Annotated in this window: 22 protein-coding genes and 1 pseudogene; 21 read left to right on the top strand and 2 right to left on the bottom strand. The window is 46.0% G+C overall.

Going from position 1 to position 25538, the window contains the following annotated elements:
* The first annotated feature begins 228 nt into the window (after positions 1–228).
* On the top strand, positions 229–930 hold the full coding sequence (locus FY534_RS11780; protein WP_203114651.1) for a hypothetical protein: 702 nt from the start codon (positions 229–231) through the stop codon (positions 928–930).
* The gene (locus FY534_RS11775) at positions 927–1766 is read left to right on the top strand and encodes an ABC transporter permease (RefSeq protein ID WP_203114650.1); all 840 of its coding nucleotides are present in this window, start codon (positions 927–929) and stop codon (positions 1764–1766) included. The genes FY534_RS11780 and FY534_RS11775 overlap by 4 nt, the downstream gene beginning before the upstream one ends.
* 11 nt (positions 1767–1777) lie before the next feature.
* Here FY534_RS11775 and pstB read toward each other — a convergent pair whose 3' ends face one another.
* A complete protein-coding gene (gene pstB, locus FY534_RS11770) occupies positions 1778–2530 on the bottom strand; it encodes a phosphate ABC transporter ATP-binding protein PstB (RefSeq protein WP_072875009.1) in 753 nt (250 codons plus the stop codon).
* Positions 2531–2634: 104 nt separating this feature from the next.
* Between pstB and FY534_RS11765 the strand changes: the two genes are divergently transcribed.
* The 11 genes and pseudogenes from FY534_RS11765 to FY534_RS11715 all read left to right on the top strand — a co-directional run bounded on the left by FY534_RS11765 (position 2635) and on the right by FY534_RS11715 (position 15088).
* The gene (locus FY534_RS11765) at positions 2635–3015 is read left to right on the top strand and encodes a hypothetical protein (protein WP_072875008.1); all 381 of its coding nucleotides are present in this window, start codon (positions 2635–2637) and stop codon (positions 3013–3015) included.
* A 140-nt stretch (positions 3016–3155) separates the two neighbouring features.
* The gene (asnB, locus tag FY534_RS11760) at positions 3156–5063 is read left to right on the top strand and encodes an asparagine synthase (glutamine-hydrolyzing) (RefSeq protein ID WP_255567370.1); all 1908 of its coding nucleotides are present in this window, start codon (positions 3156–3158) and stop codon (positions 5061–5063) included.
* A gap of 99 nt (positions 5064–5162) precedes the next feature.
* A complete protein-coding gene (locus tag FY534_RS11755) occupies positions 5163–6056 on the top strand; it encodes a C39 family peptidase (RefSeq protein ID WP_083574342.1) in 894 nt (297 codons plus the stop codon).
* A gap of 2 nt (positions 6057–6058) precedes the next feature.
* Positions 6059–6748 (top strand): response regulator transcription factor, encoded by a 690-nt coding sequence (locus FY534_RS11750; RefSeq protein WP_072875006.1) that lies wholly within the window; start codon positions 6059–6061, stop codon positions 6746–6748.
* Entirely contained in the window at positions 6745–8145 is a 1401-nt protein-coding gene (locus FY534_RS11745; RefSeq protein WP_203114648.1) for a sensor histidine kinase, read from the top strand. Before FY534_RS11750 ends, FY534_RS11745 begins: the two co-directional genes overlap by 4 nt.
* Positions 8146–8204: 59 nt before the next feature.
* Positions 8205–9325, top strand: a pseudogene (locus FY534_RS15080) (cation:proton antiporter); the annotation flags it as partial.
* Positions 9326–9349: 24 nt separating this feature from the next.
* Positions 9350–10084: a TrkA C-terminal domain-containing protein gene (locus tag FY534_RS15075; protein WP_370541574.1), complete on the top strand. Its 735-nt coding sequence runs from the start codon at positions 9350–9352 to the stop codon at positions 10082–10084.
* Between the two features lie 111 nt (positions 10085–10195).
* Positions 10196–11179 (top strand): galactose-1-phosphate uridylyltransferase, encoded by a 984-nt coding sequence (gene galT, locus FY534_RS11730; RefSeq protein WP_203114645.1) that lies wholly within the window; start codon positions 10196–10198, stop codon positions 11177–11179.
* 19 nt (positions 11180–11198) lie between these two features.
* Positions 11199–12410: a galactokinase gene (locus tag FY534_RS11725; protein ID WP_238413540.1), complete on the top strand. Its 1212-nt coding sequence runs from the start codon at positions 11199–11201 to the stop codon at positions 12408–12410.
* On the top strand, positions 12407–13405 hold the full coding sequence (galE, locus tag FY534_RS11720) for a UDP-glucose 4-epimerase GalE (RefSeq protein ID WP_072875003.1): 999 nt from the start codon (positions 12407–12409) through the stop codon (positions 13403–13405). The genes FY534_RS11725 and galE overlap by 4 nt, the downstream gene beginning before the upstream one ends.
* 57 nt (positions 13406–13462) lie before the next feature.
* On the top strand, positions 13463–15088 hold the full coding sequence (locus FY534_RS11715) for an EAL domain-containing protein (protein ID WP_072875002.1): 1626 nt from the start codon (positions 13463–13465) through the stop codon (positions 15086–15088).
* Between the two features lie 133 nt (positions 15089–15221).
* Here FY534_RS11715 and pruA read toward each other — a convergent pair whose 3' ends face one another.
* Positions 15222–16769 carry an L-glutamate gamma-semialdehyde dehydrogenase gene (gene pruA / locus FY534_RS11710; protein WP_203114644.1) on the bottom strand — a complete coding sequence of 516 codons (1548 nt, stop codon included), beginning with the start codon at positions 16767–16769 and terminating at the stop codon, positions 15222–15224.
* 561 nt (positions 16770–17330) lie between these two features.
* On the opposite strand from pruA, the gene FY534_RS11700 reads away from it, so the two are divergent.
* The 8 genes from FY534_RS11700 to coaA all read left to right on the top strand — a co-directional run bounded on the left by FY534_RS11700 (position 17331) and on the right by coaA (position 25513).
* Entirely contained in the window at positions 17331–18173 is an 843-nt protein-coding gene (locus tag FY534_RS11700) for a cytochrome c oxidase subunit II (RefSeq protein ID WP_203114642.1), read from the top strand.
* An 83-nt stretch (positions 18174–18256) separates the two neighbouring features.
* Positions 18257–20191 (top strand): cytochrome aa3 quinol oxidase subunit I, encoded by a 1935-nt coding sequence (qoxB, locus tag FY534_RS11695; RefSeq protein ID WP_203115622.1) that lies wholly within the window; start codon positions 18257–18259, stop codon positions 20189–20191.
* A 14-nt stretch (positions 20192–20205) separates the two neighbouring features.
* Positions 20206–20835 carry a cytochrome (ubi)quinol oxidase subunit III gene (locus FY534_RS11690; RefSeq protein WP_072875018.1) on the top strand — a complete coding sequence of 210 codons (630 nt, stop codon included), beginning with the start codon at positions 20206–20208 and terminating at the stop codon, positions 20833–20835.
* Between the two features lie 3 nt (positions 20836–20838).
* Positions 20839–21165, top strand: coding sequence for a cytochrome aa3 quinol oxidase subunit IV (qoxD, locus tag FY534_RS11685; protein ID WP_072874999.1), 327 nt, complete (start codon positions 20839–20841; stop codon positions 21163–21165).
* A 239-nt stretch (positions 21166–21404) separates the two neighbouring features.
* A complete protein-coding gene (locus tag FY534_RS11680; RefSeq protein ID WP_238413539.1) occupies positions 21405–22334 on the top strand; it encodes a heme o synthase in 930 nt (309 codons plus the stop codon).
* 66 nt (positions 22335–22400) lie between these two features.
* Positions 22401–23372: a COX15/CtaA family protein gene (locus tag FY534_RS11675; RefSeq protein ID WP_203114641.1), complete on the top strand. Its 972-nt coding sequence runs from the start codon at positions 22401–22403 to the stop codon at positions 23370–23372.
* A gap of 58 nt (positions 23373–23430) precedes the next feature.
* On the top strand, positions 23431–24462 hold the full coding sequence (locus FY534_RS11670; protein WP_203114640.1) for a L,D-transpeptidase: 1032 nt from the start codon (positions 23431–23433) through the stop codon (positions 24460–24462).
* 97 nt (positions 24463–24559) lie between these two features.
* Entirely contained in the window at positions 24560–25513 is a 954-nt protein-coding gene (gene coaA / locus FY534_RS11665; RefSeq protein ID WP_203114639.1) for a type I pantothenate kinase, read from the top strand.
* Positions 25514–25538 lie beyond the last annotated feature (25 nt).

Below are 25538 nucleotides of genomic sequence, written 5' to 3'. Positions count from 1 at the left end.
TATCTTGAAAGAGTTTCAATCATTAAGGATGAACTGACCATCTTCTCAAGATTAATTCATTGAAGTTCGGATAACCAGGTTATGTTGCAAAGTGTGGATGATGTTTTTAGATTAATTGACGAAAGGTCCAAGGATGCAAAAATAACCATACAAGTAGTTGATTATCCTAACGGCGTACGGGACGTCGTTGGTGCAATAGAATAATAAACGGTTAAAGGAGGGCATCGTGTGCTAATGGCTGAATTGCGCTCGTTGCTGATGGCTGTCATAGCAACGTTCATAGCCCTCATTTTTGCGACTGGAATCTCTTATGCGATTTGTTTTCTGGCAGTGGGTAATCGTCAGAGAATCATGATTTTTTTGAGTGATGTCCTGCGTGGTCTACCCGTGTGGATTGTTGGTCTTTGTTTGGGCAGCATTTTATTTCATTCTTACACTTCAAATCGTCAGTCAAATATGGACGAGATACTTTTCTTGGCGGGAATTCTGTTGTTAATCGTTTTGCTGATACCCTTGCTCATCTCAATACTCTGTGAAGGATATTTTCAGATTTCTAACCTGACTCGTGAAGCGGGACTCGGTCTTGGTTTAAGCGAATGGGAGCTAGCCCGTCATGTCTATTTTCCTTTGTTGCGTCCCATTTTCTACAGTGCTCTGCTGATAGGAATTGGGCGAGCATTTTGTGAAACCGTCGCACTTTGGATGCTTTTTTTTGCCCATTTTCCTTCTACTTGGTTTATGGATGTGAATGCAGGCGTTCGGATAGTGGCGGATGCACTGTTTTCGCATGGCAAGTTATCATCACTCATGCGCATAGCAGGGCTGCCTTTACTTAGTTTTTTCATCATCATTGCCTTGACTCAGAGTCTTTCACATTGGCTCATCCGCAGAAGTCTTTTAATGAAGTTGATTGAGAGGAAGCAGATATGATGGAAGCAGAAAGATTGCGTCGTAAGCGCAATCGCAGGGCGGCAATCGTGTCTAGCGGTATGGTCTGGCTGCTGGCAGTCCTGTTTGTTGGAATCATACTTTTGGTTTATGTGCAAGCAGGGACATCACTCGTTTGGCTCGGTGGACGAGCCTGGCCAGATTTTTTTATGGTAATGGAGTATATGGGGTTGCTTTTTGGCAGTTTGTGTTTTTCAATACCGTTTGCCTTTTTCTTAGCAGTTTATTACAAAGAATATCGCGCAGTCTCCACGTCTGTTTGGCTTCAATACGTGTTACAAATTTGGGCAGGATTGCCGGGGGTCCTTTTTAGTTATGTGTTGGGTGTGATCATTTTCCAAAGAACTCAAGGACATTTGGTTGTCGCCTTATTCTTGGCAGGATGGCTATATTTGATTCCACATCTCAGTCAGCTTTGGATGGCAAGTTTGGCGAGGGTGCCGGAGAGTGAGCGTGAGGGAGCGTTGGCCCTGGGAATTCGCCGCATGCAAATTGTATGGCATCTACTTTTGCCGTCGACTAAAAATTGGATGTTGGGTGCTGCAGGTATTGTTTATCTTCAGTCTTTGGCCGATCTCGGTCTTTGGTTATTCATTACCCCATTTTTCCAAAAAGCTGGTCCAAAGTTGGGAATATGGTATAGTCAATTACTTTTACCTCATTTGCAACAGCAGGAACGATTGGGGATATGGTTTGTGGCCAGCTTGTTTTTAACTATTCATCTTTTGACGCAGATTTTCGTTCGAGTTTGGCTTTGGAAGTTTCGTAAGATGTCTACCATGCATTCTCGCTTTTTTCTGAATGTTGACCATGAATGATGAAACATTCATCAGCCAAATCGTCCAGCAATATAATCTTCCGTTCTTCTATCCGATGGTTTGGTGAAAAGTAGTGAAGTGTCTCCCCATTCAACCAGTTCTCCGTCTAGAAAAAAGGCTGTAGTATCGGCAATCCGCGCCGCTTGTTGCAAATTATGCGTGACAATCACGATGGTGAGGTCTTTTTTGATTTGTTCCATTAACTCTTCAATTTGTAAGGTTGAGACCGGATCGAGTGCAGAGGCTGGCTCGTCAAGCAGCAGTACATCGGGCTCCAAAGCTAACGCTCTAGCAATGCAAAGTCTTTGTTGCTGACCCAGACTGAGGACAAGTGCATTTTGATTGAGTTTGTCTTTGACTTCATCCCATAAGCCAGCGACGCGCAAACTTCTTTCAGCTCGCTCTCGTAATTGGCGATGGTTACGCATGCCGCCTAGGCGCAACGCCAAAGTGAGATTATCAAAAATAGAAAGTGTAGGAAAGGGATTGGGTTCACGAAAGACCATACCTATGCGCCTTCGTACTTCTGTAGCCGGCATTTGATAAATAGAGCTTTCTTCTAAAAAAATATCACCAGTTACGCGTGCACCGGGGACGGTTTCATGCATTCGGTTGAGACAGCGAATAAAGGTTGATTTACCACACCCGGAAGGTCCAATGATGGCAGTGATTTGGTTGGCTGACAGATCCATATGAATATGTTTGAGCACCAATTGGTCACTGAACCAAGCGTTAATATTTTGTACATGAAGCGACTTTGCCAAACTGAATCCCCCTACAGCGAAACTAGCATATTTGCAAGTCTGTCACATAGTTTGAAAAAGGACAAGATAGAATAATCAGTTGAAAAAAGTAGGAGGGATAGGCAGTGAAAAGATGGATAGGCCGGATTTTGCTCATTTTGTTTGCCTTATTGGTTGGCGTGCAATCTTGGTGGATTGCCTGGGTAGGAGTTTTTAACCAAATTCCTCAGCTTACTGGAGATGGCGGGGGAGGTGTATTGCTTGCTTTTTGGCTGCTGCTAGGTTCCCTGCTTTCCTTGAAATGGCGCTGGCCAGTGATTGTTTGCTGTCTGCTCGCTTCTATAGATGGGGTTTTATGCGGTCAAATCTATCAGGATAATATGCAATACGTTTACGCTGCTGGGGCGTTGATTGCAGCCTGTGTTTTTTCGTGGAGTTTGTTTACCAATTATAAAAGTGCCAAACTGTCTCCACAAGATCTCCATATACTGAAAAAACCATTTTAACTTCCCGAGATTGGACAGACGATATACTGCGGATGAATCAAGAAAAAACAGGGAATGATAGAGAAAACAAGTGCGTCTGTCCAAGGTCGCCATTTAGATTGTACGGCCTTGCAGTTGGCTCGGGAAGCGGGGCATCCAGCATGTGTGGTATATGTGGAACAGTTGAACGATCTGGAAAACATGCGCAACAAGATATGTTGCTTGCTATGACAAGATCTATGGTACATCGAGGTCCGGATGAGGAAGGAATTTATTTGGATAAAGAAGCAGGTCTTGGTTTTCGCCGTTTGTCGATTGTCGATTTAGCGCATGGTCATCAACCTATGACTAATGAAGATCAATCGGTTTGGGTAGTTTTTAATGGTGAAATATACAATCATAAGAATTTGCGCAAAGATTTAATCCATCGTGGACATCAATTGAAGACTGAATCAGATACAGAGGTATTGGTTCATTTATATGAAGAACATGGCGTGGAAATGGTTCATCTTCTGCGTGGCATGTTTGCTTTTGCCATTTGGGATGTTCGTAAAAGAGAAATGGTTTTGGCGCGGGATCGGTTTGGGATCAAGCCTCTATATTATACGCACAGTCCAAACGGCCTACTTTTTGCTTCTGAAATGCGTTCTTTACTGGCTTCAGGGCAAATCAACCGCCAATTAAACCATCAGGCCTTATGGGACTATTTAACATTTCAATATGTTCCAGATCCACAAACCATATTGGCAGATGTACAAAAGCTTCCTCCGGGTCATTATTTGCGTTATCGGCAAGGAAATATTGATATGACCCGATATTTTACACCTCGTTTTTTGGAAAGAGAAGATTGGACAGAAAGTGAGCATGTTGATCGCGTTCGACAATCACTCGAAGATTCTGTTCGTTTACATCTTCAGGCTGATGTACCTTATGGAGCGTTTCTGTCCAGTGGCGTTGATTCCAGTTCAATTGTGGCTTTGATGAAAAAATACGATACAGAGGTAAAAACTTTCTCCGTAGGATTTAACGATGCGAGTGGCTGGTATAACGAGTTAGCGTCTGCCAGAGATACAGCTCGAGCATTGGGTACAGAGCATCGTGAAATTTCTGTTTCTGCAGCGCAATTTGCGGAAAGATTGCCAGAGATTCTCGAGGCGCTGGATGAGCCGATAGCAGACGTAAGCGCCTGTGCTCTTTACTTTGTAGCGAAATTGGCTGCAGAAGATGTTAAAGTTGTGCTCTCTGGTGAGGGGGCTGACGAATTATTTGCGGGTTATCCAATCTATCATGAACCGCGATCGCTCAAAATGTTTTCGCGGTTTCCTTCCTGGGTATTACGAGCTATTGGCGGCGTTGCTGGAAGACTGCCGGCGGGACTCAAGGGTCGAGGGTTTCTTGAACGTGGAAGTTTGCCTTTGGAAAGACGATTTGTCGGCAATGCCAAAATTTTTTCTGAAGAAGCAAAGTCTATGCTTATGGAACAATTTTTCCGGACGCACTCATCTTTTCATGTGACCGATCCGGTTTATCAAGCGTTTGCCGATTTACCTGAAATTACACGCATGCAGTTAATTGATATGCATACTTGGTTGCCGGGCGATATTTTGATGAAAGCGGACAAAATGACAATGGCGCATTCTATCGAATTGCGAGTTCCTTTTTTGGATAATCAGGTATTGGAAGCGGCTTCAGCTATACCTGAATCCATGCGCATTCAGGGCCGCACAACCAAAGCTATTTTGCGCAAGGCCGTTCGTGATCTGTTGCCAGAAAACGTCGTTTCGCGCCCTAAGCTAGGTTTTCCTGTTCCTGTTTCCACTTGGTTGGCGGGCAGTATGGGGGAAACGGCGCTAGAGTGGATTGTGGAGAGTCCATTGATGGATTGGCTTTCTAAGAATGAGGTGGAATCTTTATTCCGTCGCCATCAAGAAGGTGAACGTCATTTATGGCGCGAGTTGTGGACGCTTGTGACGATGGCAGCTTGGCTCAATCATTTCCTTCAGCCAAAGAGTGTGAGCAGCGATTATTCAATGGTTGGAGCGCAGCAGTCTTTGACGGTTGGCTGGTAATAAAGGAAATTGCTTGACTGGTCAAGGACTGTCTAAACTTGTAGAATGGAATGCGGTTAGCATTTTATTTCTGCATCAAGTGGAAGGGAGTCTCCAGACATGCGTAGCAGCCGAAACCAAGTCATGGCCAGACGAATACGCAGCAGAAAATCGGCTCGGTGGCGCATTGGCGTGCTTACAGGAGTTGCTGCAGTGGTATTTGGGGCAGCTTGGACGGTTTTCGGTGCACCGTTAGCGCATTCCACGGTTCCCAGTGTTGTCAAAACTAAACAGCCAAAATTAATTTCAAAAAAGACAAAACCGAGATTGCCAACGATGAGTGAAGCTTTGCAAAAATTATATGCAGAGCCATTGCCGGCTTCTGCCTTATTGAATGTACCTGCAATATCCCAATTGCCGCAGCTTCCTGATGGTTGCGAAATGACAAGTTTGTCTATGCTTTTGTCAGCTGCGGGTCATCCAACAAGCAAAATGTGGCTGGCTGCTCATATGCCAGTTGATCCTACACCTTTGCGCACGAATGCAGAAGGCCAGCCTGTATATTGGGGAAATCCTAATGTCGGCTTTGTGGGAGATGTCTATACGGATACAGATGGTTACGGGATTTATAACGGTCCTGTAACGAAGTTTTTAAATCAAATATTGCCGGGACGTGCGCTGAACCTGACGGGTAAACCGTTTCGTGATGATTTGGCGACGGTTGCGTCAGGTCGACCAGTTGTCCTCTGGACCACGGCCACTTTTCAGCCGACAGACGACTGGGTAACTTGGCAGAGTCCTGAGGGCCCTGTTCATGCTACTTTTGAAGAACACGCCGTTTTGCTGGTAGGATATAAAGGGGATACACTTTATATTAACAATCCATTAAATGGGGAGAAAGACCAGGCTGTAAACAAAGAAGCTTTTCTCGAAGCCTGGGATCAATTGGGGCATCAGGCTGTCACATATACACCGCAGAGCGTCAAAAGCCTGCTGAGCAGAGACGGGGTGTAAAGATGTCCTATCGACTCTTGATTGTCGATGATGAACCTAAAGTAGTGGATGTCATGCGTTCTTTTTTGGAAGGCGAAGGATTCCTGGTAGAAGCAGCATACAGTGGCACAGAAGCGTTACATAAGATTGAACAGAGTTCGCCTGATCTAGTCGTACTCGACTGGATGCTTCCAGGAATGAGTGGGTTAGAAGTATGTCGTGAGCTGAGAAAAAGCTCAAACATTGGGATTATTATGGTGACAGCCAAATCAGAAGAAGCTGACAAAGTCGTTGGACTCGAAGTTGGGGCTGATGACTACTTGGCCAAGCCGTTTTCATTGCGTGAATTGTCAGCTCGCATTAAATCTATCTTGCGTCGTATGGGCGGCGAATTTGAGGAAGAGCGTGTTCTGGAACGCGGAGATATTCGTATTGATGTTGCCAAGTATCAAGTATGGAAGGGGAATCAGGAAGTACAACTAACACCCACGGAGTTTAAGATTCTTCTCACACTTGCAGAAAAACCAGGAGTTGTATATACGCGTTTACAACTGTTGAAAGCCGCAATGGGAGAAGAATATCTGAATTATGAACGGACAGTGGACACTCATATCAGTCATGTACGCCAGAAGTTGGAGGACTCTCCTGCACAGCCCGTCTATATTCAAACAGTATACGGTATAGGATATCGTTTTGGGGAAGCGAAGGCGTGAAACTGCGATCGAAAATATCCGGTTTGCTTGGAATCCTCGTTCTCTTTATGGCGACTGTATTCTATCTGATCTCACATGTCTTTATTATCCCTCTCTTCAGCGAATATGTGCGTGCAGCCGAACATGGAGAAGCCGAGCAATGGGCTCGCTCTCTTGCTTATTATTACACTTCGCATGGTAATAGTTGGGATGGTGTCGGGCAGTTTGCAGAAGGTGTGCTCATGCAATCCGATATTGCCCATCCTAATAATTATGTAGAAAAAGTAGCTGTATACACACCTGAAGGTAAATCCATTACGTCTGTGGTTCGTGAGGGAGACCATTCTGAGCACATGGACAGCGACGATGCGGAGCTTATTGACGCCAATGGTATGGTGGCTGACATTTGGGTGGGCAATAAGCCAGTTGGTCAAGTTCGCGTCGTGGATGCGGGTGCGGACAGTCTTCAGGATGTACAAATGAGAGTCTTGCGCCTCATGGATATGGCAACCCTCGGTGGTGGACTGGCTGCTGCAGTTTTTGCTCTCTTGCTAGGCTTTGTGTTTGCTAGTCGATTGACAAAACCGCTGCAATCGTTGGTTCAGGGAATCGCCCGCATAGGTCGAGGCGAGAGTGGTGTACGGGTTGTCATTGCCAGTCATGATGAAATTGGTCATGTAGCCGAACAATTAAATTATATGGCGGAAAAGTTGGAGCAGCTGGAAGCGGCTCGCAAACGCTTGGTTGCAGATGTGGCTCATGAATTGCGTACACCACTGACCGTCATGGAAGGTCAGTTGGAACTGATTCAGCAAGGAGTGATTCAGCCTTCTGATCAGACTCTTCTGCCTATATTGGATGAAGTGATGCGCTTGTCTCGACTCGTCGATGATTTGCATCAGCTGAATCTTGCAGACGGTGGAGTTCTCAAATTAAATTGTACAGAGGCCGATCTCGTTGCCATCTTGCGCAGAATTATGGATAATTTTTTGTATGAAGCTGCGGAAGAACAGGTTCGATTACGCCTGACGACTTCTGCGAATGAACTTGTAACTTATATGGATGCCAGCCGGATTACCCAGGTGTTTGTCAATCTTCTTGGCAACGCTTTGAGACATTGTCCGCCTGGCGGGGCTGTGGATGTTCAAGTGCTGGAAACACCGCAGAATATCGTTTGCATAGTTACGGATGATGGACCTGGCATCCCAAGCGTTGATTTGCCGCACATTTTTGATCGATTTTATCGAGGGGATGAATCGAGATCGCGCGAATCAGGTGGGATGGGACTGGGGTTGGCAATAGCTCGAGAATTTGTGCAAGCTCACGGCGGGACGTTACTTGCTGCTAATCATCCTTCTCGAGGCGCTCAATTTACAATGACTTTGCCCAAACAATTGCGGAGCAAAGTAGAAGGTTGACGACCTTTTCATTGCATGGTACCATCCACATACTCCCCCGATGAAAGGGGACATTTTGGATGGGGCCATCAAATTTTAGTGTCTATTCTCTATTGATTGTTTCTTTGCTGGCAGTTTCAGTGCCGTTGCTCGTCTCACGTATGAAAGCCATCCGCATTCCCATTGTGGTAGGCGAGATTATTGCTGGAGTCATTGTTGGCAATAGTGGGTTTCATTTAATTCAGCAAAGTGAATGGTTGCAATTTTTGCAATTTTTCGGTTTAGCTTACCTCATGTTTGTATCCGGGCTGGAGATTGATTTTGCAGCCCTGCGTCCTACAAACGAAACCTATAAACGCTCCCTGTCAGGCTGGCTGACTTCTGCTCCTGTTTTTGCCGTCCTGACATCTGTCATCACACTGGGACTTTCCTACCTTCTGTCAGAACGTCTGTATTTTTTACATATGATTCGCAGTCCATTGCTGCTGTCTTTAATTATTACAACCACATCGTTGACAGTGGTTGTACCTGTGCTGAAGGAATATGGGTTAACCAGCCATCCTTTGGGGGCCGTATTATGGCCGCTGCCGTAATGGCTGATTTTGTAACCATGTTGCTTATCTCTGTGGCTGTCTCGTTATACAAGGGTGGGCTTTCGCCAAGTGTTCTGTTGGTATTTGTGCTTATTCTCATTCTTCTTTTACTTTATCGCTTATTCCGCCGCTTTTCAGGTATAGCCGCATTCCGGAATTTAGCACATGGCACAGCTCAACTCGGAATTCGCGCTTCGTTATCGTTGATGATGATTTTTATTGTTCTCTCTGAAACACTCGGCGTTCAAGTCATTCTTGGCACCTTTTTGGCAGGCATGTTGGTAGGACTGGTGAACCCTCGCGAGCGGTCAGATGTGCGAAGCAAGCTGGACGCTATTGGCTTTGGATTTTTGATCCCGATTTTTTTCATTATGGTTGGCGTGGATTTTAATTTCCGTTCTTTGCTGCATGACCCTAAAGCGTTGCTTTTACTGCCAATTTTGTTCGTAGCCACTTATCTCTTTAAAGGATTGCCGGCGATTCTCCTGAGATTGCGCTATCCATGGCCGGAAACTTTAGCGGGTAGTGCTCTTTTAACGACACAAATGAGCGTTACAGTGGCAGCCGCCGCTGTAGGGCTGAAAATTGGCGCAATCAGTCAGGGAGTGGATACGGCTATCATCCTGGTAGCTATGTTGACATCCGTCATCTCACCCATAGCCTTTGGAAAATTACTGCCAAAGCATGTGCAAGAGACGAAAAAATCGCTATGGATTATTGGTGAATCTGCGGGGGCTCAACTTTTGGTGGAACAAGCTCGGGAACGAGGTGAGGATGTAAGATGGATCCAGCCGCATGTTGGATTAGAGAACGAAGTCACTTTGGAGGAAATCGCTAAAAAGAATATCGGAGAAGAGGCGGGTTATATTTCCGGTATGGTTCTTTATACCGAAATCGACCAACTCAATCTTACATTTGCCAAAGAAGCTGCTAAAGCAGGTATTCAACCTGTTATATGCCTGGTCCGTGATATGGCACTTTACCAAGAAAATCGCGATGAGACGGAATTTGTGGTTGTACAGCCGCAATTTGCCGCCGTTTCGCTCGTCGATCAGCTGGTACACTATCCGATTTCTACGCAGTTTCTTAAAGCACCAGCATCTCTGCAAATTCAGGAAATTCCGTTGCAAAATCGCGTGCTGCATCAACAACGTTTAATGAAAATCAATTTGCCGGGTCGACTGCTGATTCTATCGATTGTCCGCGATGGTGAGCAGATTGTAGCGCATGGTGAAACAGAATTGCATGTAGGTGACATTTTGATTGTGGTCGGCAGCCGTGAAGACATTGAAGCGTTTCATGTCATGGCAGGTGTGAGCTATTCCGGGAGAGATAAGAACATCAGCCGACCGTGGTTGAAAGAGTAAGTCAATCAGGAACTTTGATTGGATTGCTAAAAACAGTGAAGTCTGTATTTTACTATGCAAAAGTGAAAAGGAACGTGGTAGACTGTGACTGTTAGAGAGAGGGGTGGTTCTATGTCTGAATTGCGTTACAATCCGTTACTGAGGGATTGGACCATGGTTGCAGCCAACCGCCAGGTTCGTCCAGATATGCCGAGTGGCCAGTGTCCTTTCTGCCCAGGCTCAGGAAAAGTACCTGATGAATACGAAGTATTTGCCTACGATAATGATTTTCCAGTTCTTTCACCGCATCCTGAGACACCTGGTCAACCTTCACAATCGCTCTATCGTACTCGACCAGCCTATGGAAAATGCGAGGTGGTTTTATATTCTTCCAATCATCAGGCCTCGCTTGCCAATCTCAGTTTAAACCAAATGGAAAAGGTAGTCAGCCTTTGGCAGCAACGTTATGCGGCTTTGGCGAGTGACGAGCAGCATCAGTATATCCTCATTTTTGAAAACCGAGGCCGTGAAGTGGGGGCCACCATTCAGCATCCGCATGGGCAAATTTACGCCTATCCGTTTATTCCCATCAAAATTCGGACAGAGTTAGAGTCTGCGCATCAGCATCATCAGGTTACCGGACATTGTTTGCTTTGTGATATTACTCAAGCAGAGATGGAAGACGGAGCGAGAATGTTAGTGGAAAACCGTCATTTCGTTTCTTTCATACCCTATTTTACTGATTTTCCTTATGGCGCATGGATTGCTCCCAAAGTGCATATTCCAGACATCCGCTCTTTTACTGGAGAAGAAATTCGTTCATTAGCAGAAATTTTGAGTGCACTCACGGCGGGAATGGATGAACTCTTTGAGAGAGAATTTCCCTATATGATGGTACTTCATCAAACGCCTGTACATCGCCCTGATACTTCACTTTATTACCATTTTCATATTGAATTTTACCCACCCTTACGCACGCGAGATAAGATTAAGTTTCTTTCCTCTTCTGAAACAGGTGCCGGAGCTGCAGCCAATCCTGCGTCTGTAGAGATGACAGCAGTGGAATTGAGAGAAGCGATACAGAAAGCACAACGTCGACGAGCAGATCAATTTTAATGGTAGGAGAGATTTTGAAATGGCCGACTCTGCAATGGCTTTTATAGAAGAAACAGGAGTTTTTCCAGCATTTTTTCAATTTTCTCCCGGTCCTGCAGAAGATGTTCGAGTGTTTTTCGCCCCTGGCAGAGTCAATTTAATAGGTGAGCATACGGATTACAATGGAGGGTATGTACTTCCCGCTGCCCTTCAACTTGGAACAAGTGCAATAGTCCGACCGCGAAAAGATGGTCAATGGCGCTTTGCTTCCACGAGTTTTCCTGACACCGTGGTTGAATTTTCTCCAGAAAATCTTGAATATCGAGAAAATGCAGGATTTGCTAACTATCCAGCTGGAGTTATCTGGGTTCTTCGTCAGGAAGGGTACATAGCGAATGGAGCAGATATTTTCTTTGCGGGAAATTTGCCTGCTGGCGCTGGATTGTCGTCTTCTGCTTCTGTCGAGGTGGTGACCGCGTTTGCCATGGCTTCCCTTCATCATTGGAGTATCAGCAAAGAGACGCTCGCTCTTTACGCCCAACGGGCTGAAAATCAGTTTGTCGGCGTCAACTGTGGGATTATGGATCAGTTTAGTGTCGCTTTGGGTATGGAGCAACATGCGCTCTCTCTGCACTGCCAATCGCTTTCTTATGAGCAGGTGCCTGTAGAACTGGGAGATGTTGTCATGGTTTTGACCAACAGCAACAAACCACACAGTCTGGTTGAATCCAAATACAACGAGCGGCGCAGTGAGTGCGAAACTGCATTAAGTCTTTTGCAAGACGCCGGATTTTCCTGTTCATATCTAGCCGACTTGACACCAGAACAATGGCCGCAAATGGATGCAGTGCTGGTCGATCCGGTATTGAAACGTCGTGTTCGTCATGTTGTATTTGAGAACCACCGTGCCAAAGAAGCGCCAAAGCTTTTGCGACAAGGTAGATTGCGCGAGTTTGGCGAGTGGATGAACGCTTCACATCGTTCGCTTTGCAAGGACTATGAAGTTACCGGACCTGAACTGGATACACTCGCAGAATCAGCGTGGCAGGTCGAAGGCTGTTTGGGTAGCCGAATGACTGGAGGCGGGTTTGGCGGATCGACCGTATCACTTGTGGAACGTCATCATTTGGATGTTTTCCAGGAGCATGTAGCGCGTCAGTATGAGATCACCATAGGTTATGCTCCGTCCTTTTATATCACGGGACTGGGTGAAGGAGTCCGTGAATTGACTGGGGAGGTAGAGGGAAAATGAGAATTTTGGTAACGGGCGGAGCTGGGTACATAGGCAGCCATACAGTCGCGGAATTGGTCGATCACGGTCATGAAGTGACGGTGATTGACAATCTTTCGCAAGGTCATCGTCAAGCGTTGGAACCTTTTCCTACTGTCGAGTTTTATCAGTTGAGTCTCTTTGACGAGGAAGCGCTGACTCAAATTATGCGGGAAAAAGGCATTGAATCCGTGGTTCATTTCGCCGCCTTTTCACTAGTGGGACAAAGCACCAAGGAACCCTTGCTATACTATCGAAATAACGTCAGCGGTACAGAACGTCTGCTCTCTGCCATGGTGACAAGCGGCGTCAAGCGTATCGTATTTTCTTCAACAGCAGCAGTCTATGGCGATCCGTCAACGCTCCCGATTCCAGAGGGTGCGCGAACCTTGCCAACGAATCCCTATGGTGAAACTAAGCTCGCTATTGAAAAAATGCTTCGGTGGGCTAATGAAGCGTACGCAATCAAGTCAATTTCGCTGCGTTATTTTAATGCTGCAGGCGCGCACACCAAGTATCCGATTGGTGAAGATCATCGGCCTGAGTCTCATCTTATTCCGCTTGTGCTGCAAACGGCGCTTGGACAGCGTGAGGCCATTCACATTTATGGCTGCGATTATCCTACACCGGATGGTTCGTGCGTACGCGATTACATTCATGTCATGGATTTGGCCAGTGCCCATCGTCTGGCCCTGGAATGGCTTGTAGAAAATTCAGGAAGCCAAGTTTTCAATTTGGGGAATGGCCTTGGTTTTTCTGTGCGAGAAGTCATTGAAATGGCAGAACGCGTGGTGGGCAAGCCAATTCCGATTGTGGAATCAGACAGGCGTTGGGGCGATCCGGCAGTGCTTGTGGCGTCTCCAGAACGCGCCAAATTGACACTCGGTTGGAAACAGGAGTATCCCGAATTGAGCGATATCATTCGCTCAGCTTGGAACTGGCATAGCCAGCATCCGCATGGGTATGAACAAGAATAGTTATTTTGAACGATGTGTCCTGACGGTCATTTGTTAAGTTCAAAAGGAGCAGAATGCATGTCTTCCCATCTCATCCAGCCTATGACTGGGCTTGAAAAAGCCATATTAGAAATCATCGATTCGGCTGTTGCCATTTGTGACACTGAAGGTGACTGGGTGTTTCTCAATCACGCCGCCGATGCCTTGATGAATTATCCTTCTTTGCTCAGACAGTTGCCCGTGGAGGAGATTTTGACGAGTCGGAAAAGGCAAGAAATCGAACTTAGGCTGGAGCGTGAACTGGGAGAGACAGAGGTCTGGAACGCCAGAGCTATACCTGTGTTTTCACCGGATGGTCAGGTGCAGGCCGCACTCTTTGTACTTTCTAATTCAGCTGAAAAGACATTGGACGAGTCCAACTTTCAACGTCTCTTAGAGGAACAGGCACTTGTCGATCCGCTCACACGCCTTCCCAACCGGACAGCGTTTGAGAAAAAAATCAATCAAATCATAGCGGATGCCCGACTTCAGCACACGCAACATGTATTAGCTTATCTCGATCTCGATCAATTCAAGATTGTCAATGACACGGTTGGACATACGGCAGGTGACGAACTACTCTGCGAGGTGGCGCAGCGTTTTACGGCGCTGATGCAGCCTGGAGAGATATTGGCTCGCCTGGGCGGAGACGAGTTTGGCGTCTGTCTCTCTAACTGCAGTATGGATGAAGCCAAGCAACGTCTGCAAAGATGGATTGACGCTCTCAGCCATTTTCACTTTCAGTACGAAAATCGCCGCTTCCGAATTGGCGTTTCCATGGGATTGGTAGCCGTCGATGCAGACTCTGCAAGCTATCCTGACCTGCTGAGTGCGGCGGATACTGCTTGCTATGCTGCAAAGGATAAGGGTCGCAATCGGATGGAAGTGTATGTGCCGGGCAATCAGGAGTATGAGCGACGGAAACTGGATTTAGACTGGGCGGTTCGCCTTTGTGATTCAGTCGACGAAAACCATTTTGAATTGTTGCTGCAGCGCTCGCTTCATCGCCAAGGTGTGCAACCTTATTGTGAAGTGCTTTTACGTTTAAGACTGGCAGATGGCCGACTGGAGATGCCGGGAGCTTTTATTCCTGCGGCGGAACGTTATCGACTTATGCCGCAACTTGATCGTTGGGTAGTGCGGGAAACTTTTCGCCGTCTCTGTGAAATTGAAGATGATGGCACTTGTTATGCCATCAATCTTTCAGCTCAGAGCATCAGTGACGAAGAATTTTTACATTTTGTATCTTTACAGCTTGAAGAGAGTGGTATTCGAGCAGAACGTATCTGTTTTGAACTGACGGAGACTGCGGCAGTGCAAAACCTGCTGCAAGCTGAACAATTTGTGAAGAAAATTCGCGCTCTCGGTTGTCGCTTTGCTTTGGATGATTTCGGAAGTGGATTTGCCTCATTTGCGCATCTAAAAGCTTTGCAAGTAGATTTTGTGAAAATTGACGGATCTTATGTGCGGGAGATATTTAATAGCGAGATCGACCGAGCAGTAGTAGAAAGTATTTGTAAAATGGCTCGTTTGATGGGTAAGTCGATTGTGGCGGAAGCTGTGGAGACAGAATTGCTTTTGGCCGAAACCGAGCGAATGGGTATTGATTACCTGCAGGGATACGCAATTCATCGACCTGAAGATTGGCCCATGGTGTCAGCCTGAAGTATAAAGAGATAGAGCGAATCTTTTCAGCGAAAGACGGTATTCCATCTAAAATCTATCTTATTAAAAAGTGAGGAGCTGGTTCCTGACAGTTTCTACTGCCCAGGAGTCAGCTCCTCCATCGCTTGTGCGATTAGAATTTTTCCGAAACAGCTTTTGCCTGCATAAATTGCAATAGGTAATCAGGGCCGCCAGCTTTTGAATCGGTACCCGACATATTAAAGCCACCGAACGGATGAACGCCTACCAATGCCCCAGTGCATTTACGATTGAAATAAAGATTGCCGCAATGCATACGATTTTGGGCGTATTCTAAATGGCTGCGGTCATAAGAATAGACGGCGCCCGTCAAGCCATATTCCGTATCGTTGAAAGTATCAATGGCCTCTTCAAAATTTTCTGCGCGATAAATGGCGAGTACAGGTCCAAAGATTTCCTCGCACATAATGCGCGCCCCGCGTTTAGCGTTTGTGAACACAGTGGGTTGAATGTAGAATCCTTCTTCCAAACCGCGCTCTCCGCCAACAGCTAGGGTAGCTTCCTGTTTACCAATTTCGATATAGCTCATGATTTTATCGAAAGACTTTTGATCAATAACAGGGCCTGTGTAGAAGTTTTCCGCAGGAGGTCCCATTTTTAAAGCTCGAGTCAGTTCAATGACTCGCTCAGTAACGGCATCGTAGATGTCTTTGTGCAAAATGGCCCGAGATGCGGCCGAACATTTCTGCCCCTGGAATCCGAAGGCTGAAGCGACAATCTGCACAGCTGCGTCTTCCAAATCTGCATTCTTGTCGACGACAATGCCATCCTTGCCGCCCATTTCTGCAATCACTCGCTTAATCCAGCGTTGTCCTTGTGCTGTTTTAGCCGCCCGTTCTGCTATCCGTAGGCCGACAGTTTTTGATCCGGTGAAGGAGATAAAACGAGTTTGTGGATGTTCCACCATAAAATCGCCAATTTCCTCCGGAGGGCCAGGTACAAAGTTGATTACACCGGATGGCAAACCAATGCGATGCATCAATTCAACAAATCGTGCAGCAATGACAGACGTATTGGGAGAAGGTTTAAGCAGAACGGTATTGCCGGTGACAATTGCAGATGTGGTCATGCCTACCAAAATCGCCAGCGGGAAATTCCAAGGTGGAATAATGACACCAACGCCGAGCGGAATGTAATACTGACGGTTAAACTCACCTGCAAGTGGAGTCAGTGGAGTCGGTTCTGCAAGGCGTAACATCTCTCTTCCGTAGTACTCCAAAAAGTCAATCGCTTCGGCGACGTCAGCGTCAGCCTCTCCCCAGTTTTTTCCTGCCTCATACACTTGCCATGCGGCCCATTCAAATTTGTTGCGTCTAATTTCGGCTGCAGCTTTGAATAGATAGCCAGCACGCAATTCGGCACTGGTGTAGCGCCAGTCCTCAAAACGCTTACCAGCAATCTGCAATGCCTGTTCAATATGTTGCCGATCCGCTTGGCAGACCGTTCCTACTACTTCACTTTTTAAAGCGGGGTTGATGGATGCCAAGGAATTCTGAGTTTGAATTTGTTCACCGCCAATCCAAAGTGGATAGGTTTGTCCGAATTGGCTGCGCACCTTGGCGAGTGCAGCTTCCATTGCCGCTTTATGAGCGGGTTGGCTGAAATCGGTGAATGGTTCGTTGTGAAAAGTTGTTAAAGTCATTGGCGTACCTCCAGCACACAAAATTTAGCGCATGAAAATTGGAGTGGCTGCAGAACTGGGGAGATACGATTGCTGCCACTTCAAATCGCGCCATGCTGTACCCATCTATCCTAACATGAAAATTGTCTTGACTTCATCTCTGGTGACAGAAGGAAGGGAAAAGATGAAAATTGCAGAATTTTTCTTGTGCGCCGAAGATTTTTTGCATAAAAACTTTGCAAAGCGGGCACGCTATCGATAGTTATGAGAAACGTCATAGCGAAGTTATGATTTTGGCTCACAGTAAAGTCATCAAAACTCAGGGGATTGTTTCTTGTCAAGAAGTGAAGAAACAAAACTGTGAATTTTTACGGAACGAGTTGTGGTGAAATTGTTAACGCTGCTGTGTCGTTTCTTTGAAACTCGCAAAATTCTTCGGTAGCAAAGGGTGTCGAATGGTATCATCTAATGCGAGAGCCTTCGGCTGTACGTTCACGGGCCGTGCAGGCTCTGCCGCTGTGCGCGCGCCGGCACGGCGGCACCGGACGAACAAACGGGCTGAGAGAGGAGTTGGAAGTGTCAATGTTACCGCCCAAAAAGCGCTTGGCAAGCGTACTCACCATGGCGGCCGCAGTCATGCTGTTAGCTACCGGATGCAGTTCCAAGTACGCTGTCATGTCTCCGGCAGGACCGGTCGCCAAGAGTGAGTATCATCTCATTCTCTGGTCATTCGTTGTAATGATTATTGTCGTCATCATTGTGGCAGTGCTTTTTATCTATGTTCTAGCAAGATTTCGTGACAAAAGCGACAATCCTGCGCCCTACCATCCTGAATGGGAAGGCAATCGTAAGCTGGAGACAATTTGGACCATCGTTCCGATTGTGCTGGTTGCTGCTATTGCCATACCGACTGTCGTGGTGACGGGAGAATTGGAGAACCCTCCCAAGTCGAAAAACGCACCAATTACGATTGATGTGATTTCGGCGCGTTGGAAGTGGATATTCCAATATCCTCAGCAGGGGATTGAAACAGTCAATTATGTTGAAATTCCTGCCAACACTCCGGTTAACTTTCAATTAACCTCAGTAGGGCCTATGAATACCTTCTGGGTTCCACAGTTAGGCGGTATGGAGTTTAGTATGCCAGGTAAGGATTTGAAGTTATGGCTGGAAGCCAGTCATCCAGGCACCTATCTGGGGCGCAGTGGTCAGTTTTCAGGCAAAGGATTTGTTCATATGCAGTTTAATGTCTATGCTAAACCGACCAGTCAGTTTGATGCTTGGGTACAACAGGTAAAAACAACAGATCCGGCGCTTTCGGAAGCTGCAAGCCGTAAATTGCTGATGACAGCCGGTCTGGCAAAACCGGAAAGTTTTTCGTCTTATCCATCCGATCAACAGCTTTTCGCTCAAGCAGACAATTAATTTGAGAAATCTACTTGAATGAGTAACAATTTCTCCGGGAAAAAGGAGGAGACGGAAAAGTGAGTCCTGCTGTGAAACAGTGGATCCTCAACTTCTTCCCTCACAACGTTTTAGAGTTAGGTGCAGATGGCGCGATTATTCTTGCATCCTTGGCCATTTTATTTGTACTCACCTACTTTAAAAAGTGGAAGTGGTTGTGGAAAGAGTATCTAACCACGGTCGATCATAAGAAAATCGGCATCATGTACATTATTGCCGCCATTCTTATGCTCTTTCGCGGTGGTTCGGACGCCATACTCATGCGTTCGCAATTGGCATTCCCGAATGAGCATTTTCTCAGTGCAGAGCACTACGACCAGATTTTCACCACACATGGTACAGTCATGATTCTCTTTATGGCTATGCCGTTTGTGATTGGATTGTTCAACGTTGCTGTTCCCTTACAGATTGGCGCTCGTGACGTAGCTTTCCCTTATCTAAACGCTATTTCTTTTTGGTTGTTCTTTTTTGCGGCTTTGCTTTTCAACATATCGTTTGTCGTTGGTGGATCACCGGATGCAGGCTGGACATCGTACACACCGCTTGCTGGTGCTCATTTCGATCCGGGTCCTGGAGAAAACTACTATCTGATTGCTTTACAAATAACAGGTATCGGTACGATTGCTACAGGCGTAAACTTCTTGACAACGATATTGAAGATGCGCGCGCCTGGTATGACTTTGATGCGCATGCCCATGTTCACTTGGTCTGTGCTCATCACATCTTTCATTATTATCTTCGCTTTCCCGGTATTGACAGTAGCCTTGGCGCTCTTGCTCATTGACCGTCTGTTTGGCGCTCACTTCTTTACCATCAGTGCCGGCGGAATGCCCATGCAATACATTAACTTGTTCTGGATATGGGGTCACCCTGAGGTTTACATCGTTATCTTGCCGTTATTTGGCGTTTTCTCCGAAGTGGTAGCAACTTTTGCACGCAAGCGTCTCTTTGGCTATAGTGCTATGGTCGTGTCACTGCTTGCCATTTCGATTCTGTCTTTCGTTGTTTGGGTTCACCACTTCTTCACCATGGGTGCTGGTGTTGGTGTCAATGACTTCTTTGGGGTTTCAACCATGTTGATTGCTATTCCGACTGGTGTCAAAGTGTTCAACTGGTTGTTTACCATGTGGCGTGGACGAATCCGTTTTGAATTGCCAATGCTTTGGACACTTGCTTTTATCCCTAACTTCTTGGTTGGTGGTTTAACGGGTGTCATGCTGGCAGTGGCTCCTGCGGATTATCAGTACCATAACAGCTACTTCCTGGTTGCTCACTTCCACTACGTGCTCATTGGTGGTACGGTCTTTGGATGTTTTGCTGGCATGTACTACTGGTGGCCAAAGATGTTCGGCTTCAAGTTGGACAATCGTACAGGTCGCTGGGCATTCTGGACTTGGATCATTTCTTTCAACGTCTGTTTCCTGCCCATGTTTGTTGTTGGATTGATGGGCATGACTCGACGTATGTATACTTATCCGGCTGGTCTAGGCTGGATGCCTTACAACTTGATTGAAACGATTGGTGCTTACGGAATGGCCATTGGCTTCGTGCTCATGGTATACAACATCTATTGGAGCATTCGTTGGGGTGAACGTGACTTGACAGGCGACCCATGGGATGGACGTACCCTTGAGTGGTCAACCACTTCACCAGCTCCAGAATATAACTTTGCTGTAATCCCAACCATCAAAGATCGCGATCACTGGTGGTACGTGAAGTATATCGAGAAAGAAGAAGAAAAAACCAAACCGGCGTTCAAACCGATTCATATGCCCAACAACTCTGGACGTCCGTTTATAATGTCGGCAGCTTTTGGACTTGCTGGTTTTGGGTTTGTCTTTGAGTGGTGGGTTCCGGCTATCTTAGGATTGCTGATTGTACTCATCTGTATGGGGCAAAGGTCGTTTGAGGTCAATACCGATCATTATATTCCGGTGGACGTGATCGAACGCACCGAAGCCGAGGCGGGGAGGTTGTAAGGGTGTCCTATCAGATGGAAGGTCATTTGAACCTGGAACATGACCATCACATCGACACGTCCAAGCCGATGGAGTACTCTACTGAGGACGGAAGCCTAAGAATATTTGGCTTTTGGGTCTTCCTTGGTTCCGACTTGGTTCTGTTCTCTTGTTTGTTCACAATGTACATCCTGCTCTTCCGGAATACGGCAGGCGGATTTACATCGCAACAACTTTATGACTATCCGACATTTCTTTCTGAGACGTTCCTGCTGTTGACCAGTTCTTTCACCTGCGGTCTGGCTACTTATTCCATGCGTCGAGGCTGGAAGAACGCCGTCATAGGTTGGTTGATTGTCACTGTGTTACTTGGTCTTGGTTTTATTGGCTTTGAGGTATCCGAGTTTCTCAAGTACGTGCATATGGGAGCAACGATTTCCAAAAGCGCGTTCCTCTCCAGCTTTTTCATTCTGGTAGGTACGCACGGTTGTCACGTTTCACTCGGTATTCTCTGGCTCACCTCGATTATCATTCAGGTGGCTCGCCGTGGTCTAAACCCTGTAACGACGCGCAAGATATTTATCTCTGGCCTATATTGGCACTTTCTTGACGTCGCTTGGATTTTCATCTTCACAGTAGTCTACTTTATGGGAAAGGTGTTGTAAGCCATGTCATCCAACACGCCGACCCGTTCGCATCATCACGAAGAAAAGTTTCCGTGGAAGCACATTATTGGCTATGTGTTATCACTGGTACTCACTTTTGCGGCGATTTGGTTTGTGCTTGACTCGCATCTTCCGTCAAGCGCCATTATCTCAGCGATTGTGATCCTGGCAGTATTCCAGGCGGTCATTCAGTTGTTTATGTTCATGCACTTGACTGAAGCGTTTGGACCCAACTATCAACAATTTCTCATATTCTTTGCCATGTTCATCGCGTTTACAGTTGTAGCAGGTTCCATCTGGATCATGGCATTCAAAAGTTATGTTGCATAACGTGTTGCGGCGGCTCGGTGAGGCCGAGTCGCCGTTTGCAAAAGCAAAGTTAGCTTCGTGAGTTTTGGAATCCTATCATTTGTACTTTGTTTTCCAAGATAGAAAAATCTTATACTGTCGTTCAGAATGCTTGTTTACTGAACTTTATAAGTTATTGAAGATGAATGCTTGCTTTTGTTGTCTGTCCAATTCAACTGCAGTGTCTGCAGTTCTTTTCTGAGGAGAGGAAGGGACCGGAAATGTCGATGGTCGAGCGGGAAAGCCCGAAGTCGCAGTTAGATCGGCATGTATCGTTGACATACAGATGGGTGGATGTGGTACAAGCCTACATTGCTACTACAAAACCTAAAATCCAAATTATGCTTCTTTTCACTGCAGCTACAGCAATGATTGTCGCCCATCACGGCTTTCCACGCTGGTCGCTGTTTATCAATACTTTGCTGGGATTAGCGCTAGCTACGGGCGGCTCAGCCTCAATTAATATGTGGTTCGATCGCGATATTGATGCTGTTATGCAACGCACTTCCAAGCGGCCCATTCCGTTAGGGAGGGTGCCAGCCCATCATGTGCTCATTCTTGGCCTTCTTTTAATCGCTGGCTCTTTTGTCTATCTCAATCTAGCTGTGAATCCATTGACAGCCGGACTGGCTCTTGGTGGTGCTTTCTATTACGCCGTGATTTATACCATGTGGCTCAAACGTCGCACGCCGCAAAATATTGTGATAGGCGGCGGAGCGGGGGCTTTTCCGCCACTCGTTGGCTGGGCTGGTGTAACAGGACATCTTGGACTTGCTGCGATTATCATGTTTGCTATTATTTTTCTCTGGACACCTCCTCATTTTTGGGCGCTTGCGCTTTATAAAAACGAGGATTACACCAAAGCAGGTATTCCAATGATGCCTGTAGTCAAAGGAGCACGTAAAACCAAGATTCAAAGTGTTGTCTATGCTGTTCTGTTGATTATCGCGTCAGTACTTCTTGCCTGGACGGGACAGGTAGGCTTGGTATATGCGGCTGTGGCTGGGGTAGTTGGGATTATTTTTCTCGGTTTTGTCTTACGATCTTATTTTGAACCAGACGCAAGCATGGTTTGGGCTAAACGGACTTTTCTCTGTTCACTCATTTATTTGCCAGTTGTTTTTGTGATGATGATGCTCAATATGCGTTAATTGAATCATAGGATGGCCAGGCACACTCCAGTGTCTGGCTAGTCTATCTTATATGGAGGCCAGCGTATGGCAAATCAAGATAAACGGAGTATACAATTTGTCACTATTCTATTGGCCATTTTAACAGTTATTTTTCTTCTTGCTGTCAATACGGTTGGATTTATTGATACAGAGACAGGTTCGGGATTTGCTTGTGGAAATTCATGGCCGCTATGTGAAGGCGTGTTAATCCCACAGCATATGGGCATTCATAAGTTGATAGAGTTTGGCCATCGAGCTTTGGTACCTATTGCAACTTTACTTCTACTTGCTACATCCGTTTTCGCCCTGATTCAGTATCGTAAATTGCGTGAAGTTGTTTGGCTGATTGTCTTAGCCATTGCTTCAGTTTTTGTCCAAGGCGCGCTGGGAGCGCTTGGGGTGATTTTTGGCGATCCCGCTTGGTTTTTAGCTTTTCATTTTGGCATCTCATTAATTGCTTTTGCTTCCGTTCTTTTATTGTGTATTTTATTATTTCAATTGCGACGTGTACCATTACAAGAAATTCTCCAAGGCGGTCGTTTACGTCCAGACTATTCGGCAACGGGTAGCCGAATCCGATCGCTAGTCTGGTGGTCGCTGATTTATATTTATGTTGAAATGTATTTCGGAGCTTACATCTCAAGTAGTGGAGCTGCCCCGTTTTTTCATGGTTGGCCGTTTCCTACAGAAAGCATCTACGCACCACACTACGCATTTTGGATGGACTGTATTCACAGGCTTTTTGCTTTAGGTTTGCTTGTCTTTAGTCTGTTTATATTGCGAAGCGCCGCTGCCCTACGAAATCTACGCTCCGATCTTTACCGAGCCGCTTGGGGAACAGTGATCCTGGTTCTTTTGCAAGCTTTATCCGGAATTTTAATTGTAACCTATCATAATGTTTCATCGTTTCTCATTCATGTAACACTTGTAGCATTTCTTTTTTCGTCCCTATGCTTGCTAGCGCTTTTGACAGTGCCAGATCGACCAAGGAAAAAAAGTGTGTCGACAACCCTGTAAAGCTGAAATGTTTTTGCTTCCATCTAATCTCTAAAATCTAGTGAGGTGGCTGGCTGGTATGAAAAGTCGATCCATTTTTAGCTGTGTTGTAGCAATATGGGTCGCGCTTGCCACCTATTTCGGCGGTGGAATGCTGATGGCGCCGAGAACACGAGAAAATTTGCAAGTTCTTCCTCAAATTACGCAATTTAATGTGCTTAAAGGAATCTCGTTACATTTTAATCATCGAGTTCAAAGTTTGAAGTGGCGAATAGACGGAAAAACCTATCAGGAATCTTTAGCGGTTCCACAAGATACTCTTTGGTTGAAGGCATCCATGCAACAGCATCAATTTAATCAGTTGACATTGCTTTCTGCCGTTGATAGAGAAGGCCAGCACTTGCAACACTCAGTTACAATTGCTGGCTGGACCCCAAAACCGCTCCATGTTACAACAGATCCTGGAATTTGGCAGCTTGAAGTCTCGCAAGATGGTCCCTTTTGGTTTCACTTCAGTGCGCCAGTGAAAAATCCTCAGAGTCTCCAGCATGATCTCGGCTTTCAACCAGCGATTGCTGGAAATGTGGAATGGAAGAACAGCACTACGGCTGAGTTTATACCGAATCAGCCCTTGCCTGCCACGGAGCGAGTTGTTATGTTATTGCATGGCGGCAAGCATAGTATTGTTTCTACCACTGGTCAATTTTTGCCTGTGGCTCAGGTAGTTCGTCCTTTTGTAACTGCTACTCCTCTTAGTATAGTAGTTAGAGAAGGAACACCGGAAACTTTAACCGTTTATCAGGGACAACAAGCTATCTTTAAAACTCTCTGTAATACCGGCGTTGACAATGCAACGCCGCTTGGACATTTCTATATACGCTTTAAGTCGCCTGTCGTCAATATGAAGGGTGTCAATCCCAATGGGACACACTATGATGATCCGGGAGTGAAGTGGGTCATGAGCTTTGATGGTAATATTGCTATTCATGGATTCCCGAGGCCCTCCTATGGATTCCCACAGAGTGCGGGTTGTGTGGAATTGCCAGTGAATATAGCTAAAAAGCTTTACAGTATGGTACATATAGGAACGCCTGTGACGATTGAAGCATGATATCTGACCGGGGTTGGCAAGAATTTATCCATTCATAACATCATAAATAGAGAAAACATGGCTTAGGGATGATGAGCCATAAAAGGGGTCAACTTTCTTGGTGCAAAAAAATAGAACTGCACACTTTTCCCGATACATCACATTCACCAGAGATGAATGGGCGCAATTACGCGCCTCCACTCCCATGCCATTGACAGAAGAAGATTTGGTTAAATTGCATGGGATTAATGAACAAGTATCTTTAAGTGAAGTTGATGAAATTTACTTGCCTCTGTCACGATTGCTCAACCTTTATGTGGACGCTACACGAAACCTCTATTTAGCATCCAGTCGCTTTCTTGGCCATTTGGAGGAGAAAGTACCCTATATCATAGGTATTGCGGGAAGCGTAGCAGTGGGTAAAAGTACGACGGCGCGTATCATTCAAGCTCTGCTAGAGAGATGGCCGAGTCACCCGCGGGTGGATCTGGTCACTACAGATGGATTTCTCTACCCTAATCATGTTCTTGAAGAACGTGGTCTTATGAATCGCAAAGGCTTTCCGGAAAGTTATGATGTTCGCAGTTTGATTCGTTTCTTGGCAGACGTCAAGTCCGGCAAACCAGCCGTTAGTGCACCTGTATACTCACATCTAACCTATGATATTGTTCCAGGAGAGTATAAAGTCGTTGAGCATCCGGATATCGTGATTGTGGAAGGCTTGAATGTCCTGCAAACAGGGGGTACAACAACAACTAAGCCGCAGCTATTTGTTTCAGATTTCTTTGACTTTACCATTTATGTAGATGCGGAAGAACATCAGATAAAGCAGTGGTATATCGAGCGTTTTCAGAAGCTCCGGGAGACGGCTTTCCGTAAGAGAGAATCTTATTTCCAGAGGTATTCACTGCTTTCCGAAGAGGAAGCAATATCTACAGCCTCTCAGATTTGGGATACAGTGAATGCAGTTAATTTGCGTGAAAATATTCTTCCCACCCGTGCCCGTGCCCAGTTAATTTTAACGAAAGGGCCGCACCATGCGGTTCAACTGGCGCGGCTACGAAAATTATGAAAATCAGAGATGCCGTATAAAAAAT

Origin of the sequence: Alicyclobacillus sp. TC (assembly GCF_016804365.1) — a bacterium.
Classification (GTDB): Bacteria; Bacillota; Bacilli; order Alicyclobacillales; family Alicyclobacillaceae; genus Alicyclobacillus_I; species Alicyclobacillus_I tolerans.
The sequence above is the reverse complement of the archived record's forward strand: the minus strand, read 5'-3'. Positions and strand labels throughout refer to the sequence as shown.

Excerpts from the sequence above, each read along its gene's own strand:
- FY534_RS11775 (WP_203114650.1), top strand. The coding sequence starts at position 927 with ATGATGGAAGCAGAAAGATTGCGTCGTAAGCGCAATCGCAGGGCGGCA.
- asnB (WP_255567370.1), top strand. The coding sequence starts at position 3,156 with ATGTGTGGTATATGTGGAACAGTTGAACGATCTGGAAAACATGCGCAA.
- FY534_RS11755 (WP_083574342.1), top strand. The coding sequence starts at position 5,163 with ATGCGTAGCAGCCGAAACCAAGTCATGGCCAGACGAATACGCAGCAGA.
- FY534_RS11750 (WP_072875006.1), top strand. The coding sequence starts at position 6,059 with ATGTCCTATCGACTCTTGATTGTCGATGATGAACCTAAAGTAGTGGAT.
- FY534_RS15075 (WP_370541574.1), top strand. The coding sequence starts at position 9,350 with ATGTTGACATCCGTCATCTCACCCATAGCCTTTGGAAAATTACTGCCA.
- galT (WP_203114645.1), top strand. The coding sequence starts at position 10,196 with ATGTCTGAATTGCGTTACAATCCGTTACTGAGGGATTGGACCATGGTT.
- FY534_RS11725 (WP_238413540.1), top strand. The coding sequence starts at position 11,199 with ATGGCCGACTCTGCAATGGCTTTTATAGAAGAAACAGGAGTTTTTCCA.
- galE (WP_072875003.1), top strand. The coding sequence starts at position 12,407 with ATGAGAATTTTGGTAACGGGCGGAGCTGGGTACATAGGCAGCCATACA.
- FY534_RS11715 (WP_072875002.1), top strand. The coding sequence starts at position 13,463 with ATGTCTTCCCATCTCATCCAGCCTATGACTGGGCTTGAAAAAGCCATA.
- pruA (WP_203114644.1), bottom strand. The coding sequence starts at position 16,769 with ATGACTTTAACAACTTTTCACAACGAACCATTCACCGATTTCAGCCAA.
- FY534_RS11700 (WP_203114642.1), top strand. The coding sequence starts at position 17,331 with ATGTTACCGCCCAAAAAGCGCTTGGCAAGCGTACTCACCATGGCGGCC.
- FY534_RS11690 (WP_072875018.1), top strand. The coding sequence starts at position 20,206 with ATGGAAGGTCATTTGAACCTGGAACATGACCATCACATCGACACGTCC.
- qoxD (WP_072874999.1), top strand. The coding sequence starts at position 20,839 with ATGTCATCCAACACGCCGACCCGTTCGCATCATCACGAAGAAAAGTTT.
- FY534_RS11680 (WP_238413539.1), top strand. The coding sequence starts at position 21,405 with ATGTCGATGGTCGAGCGGGAAAGCCCGAAGTCGCAGTTAGATCGGCAT.
- FY534_RS11675 (WP_203114641.1), top strand. The coding sequence starts at position 22,401 with ATGGCAAATCAAGATAAACGGAGTATACAATTTGTCACTATTCTATTG.
- FY534_RS11670 (WP_203114640.1), top strand. The coding sequence starts at position 23,431 with ATGAAAAGTCGATCCATTTTTAGCTGTGTTGTAGCAATATGGGTCGCG.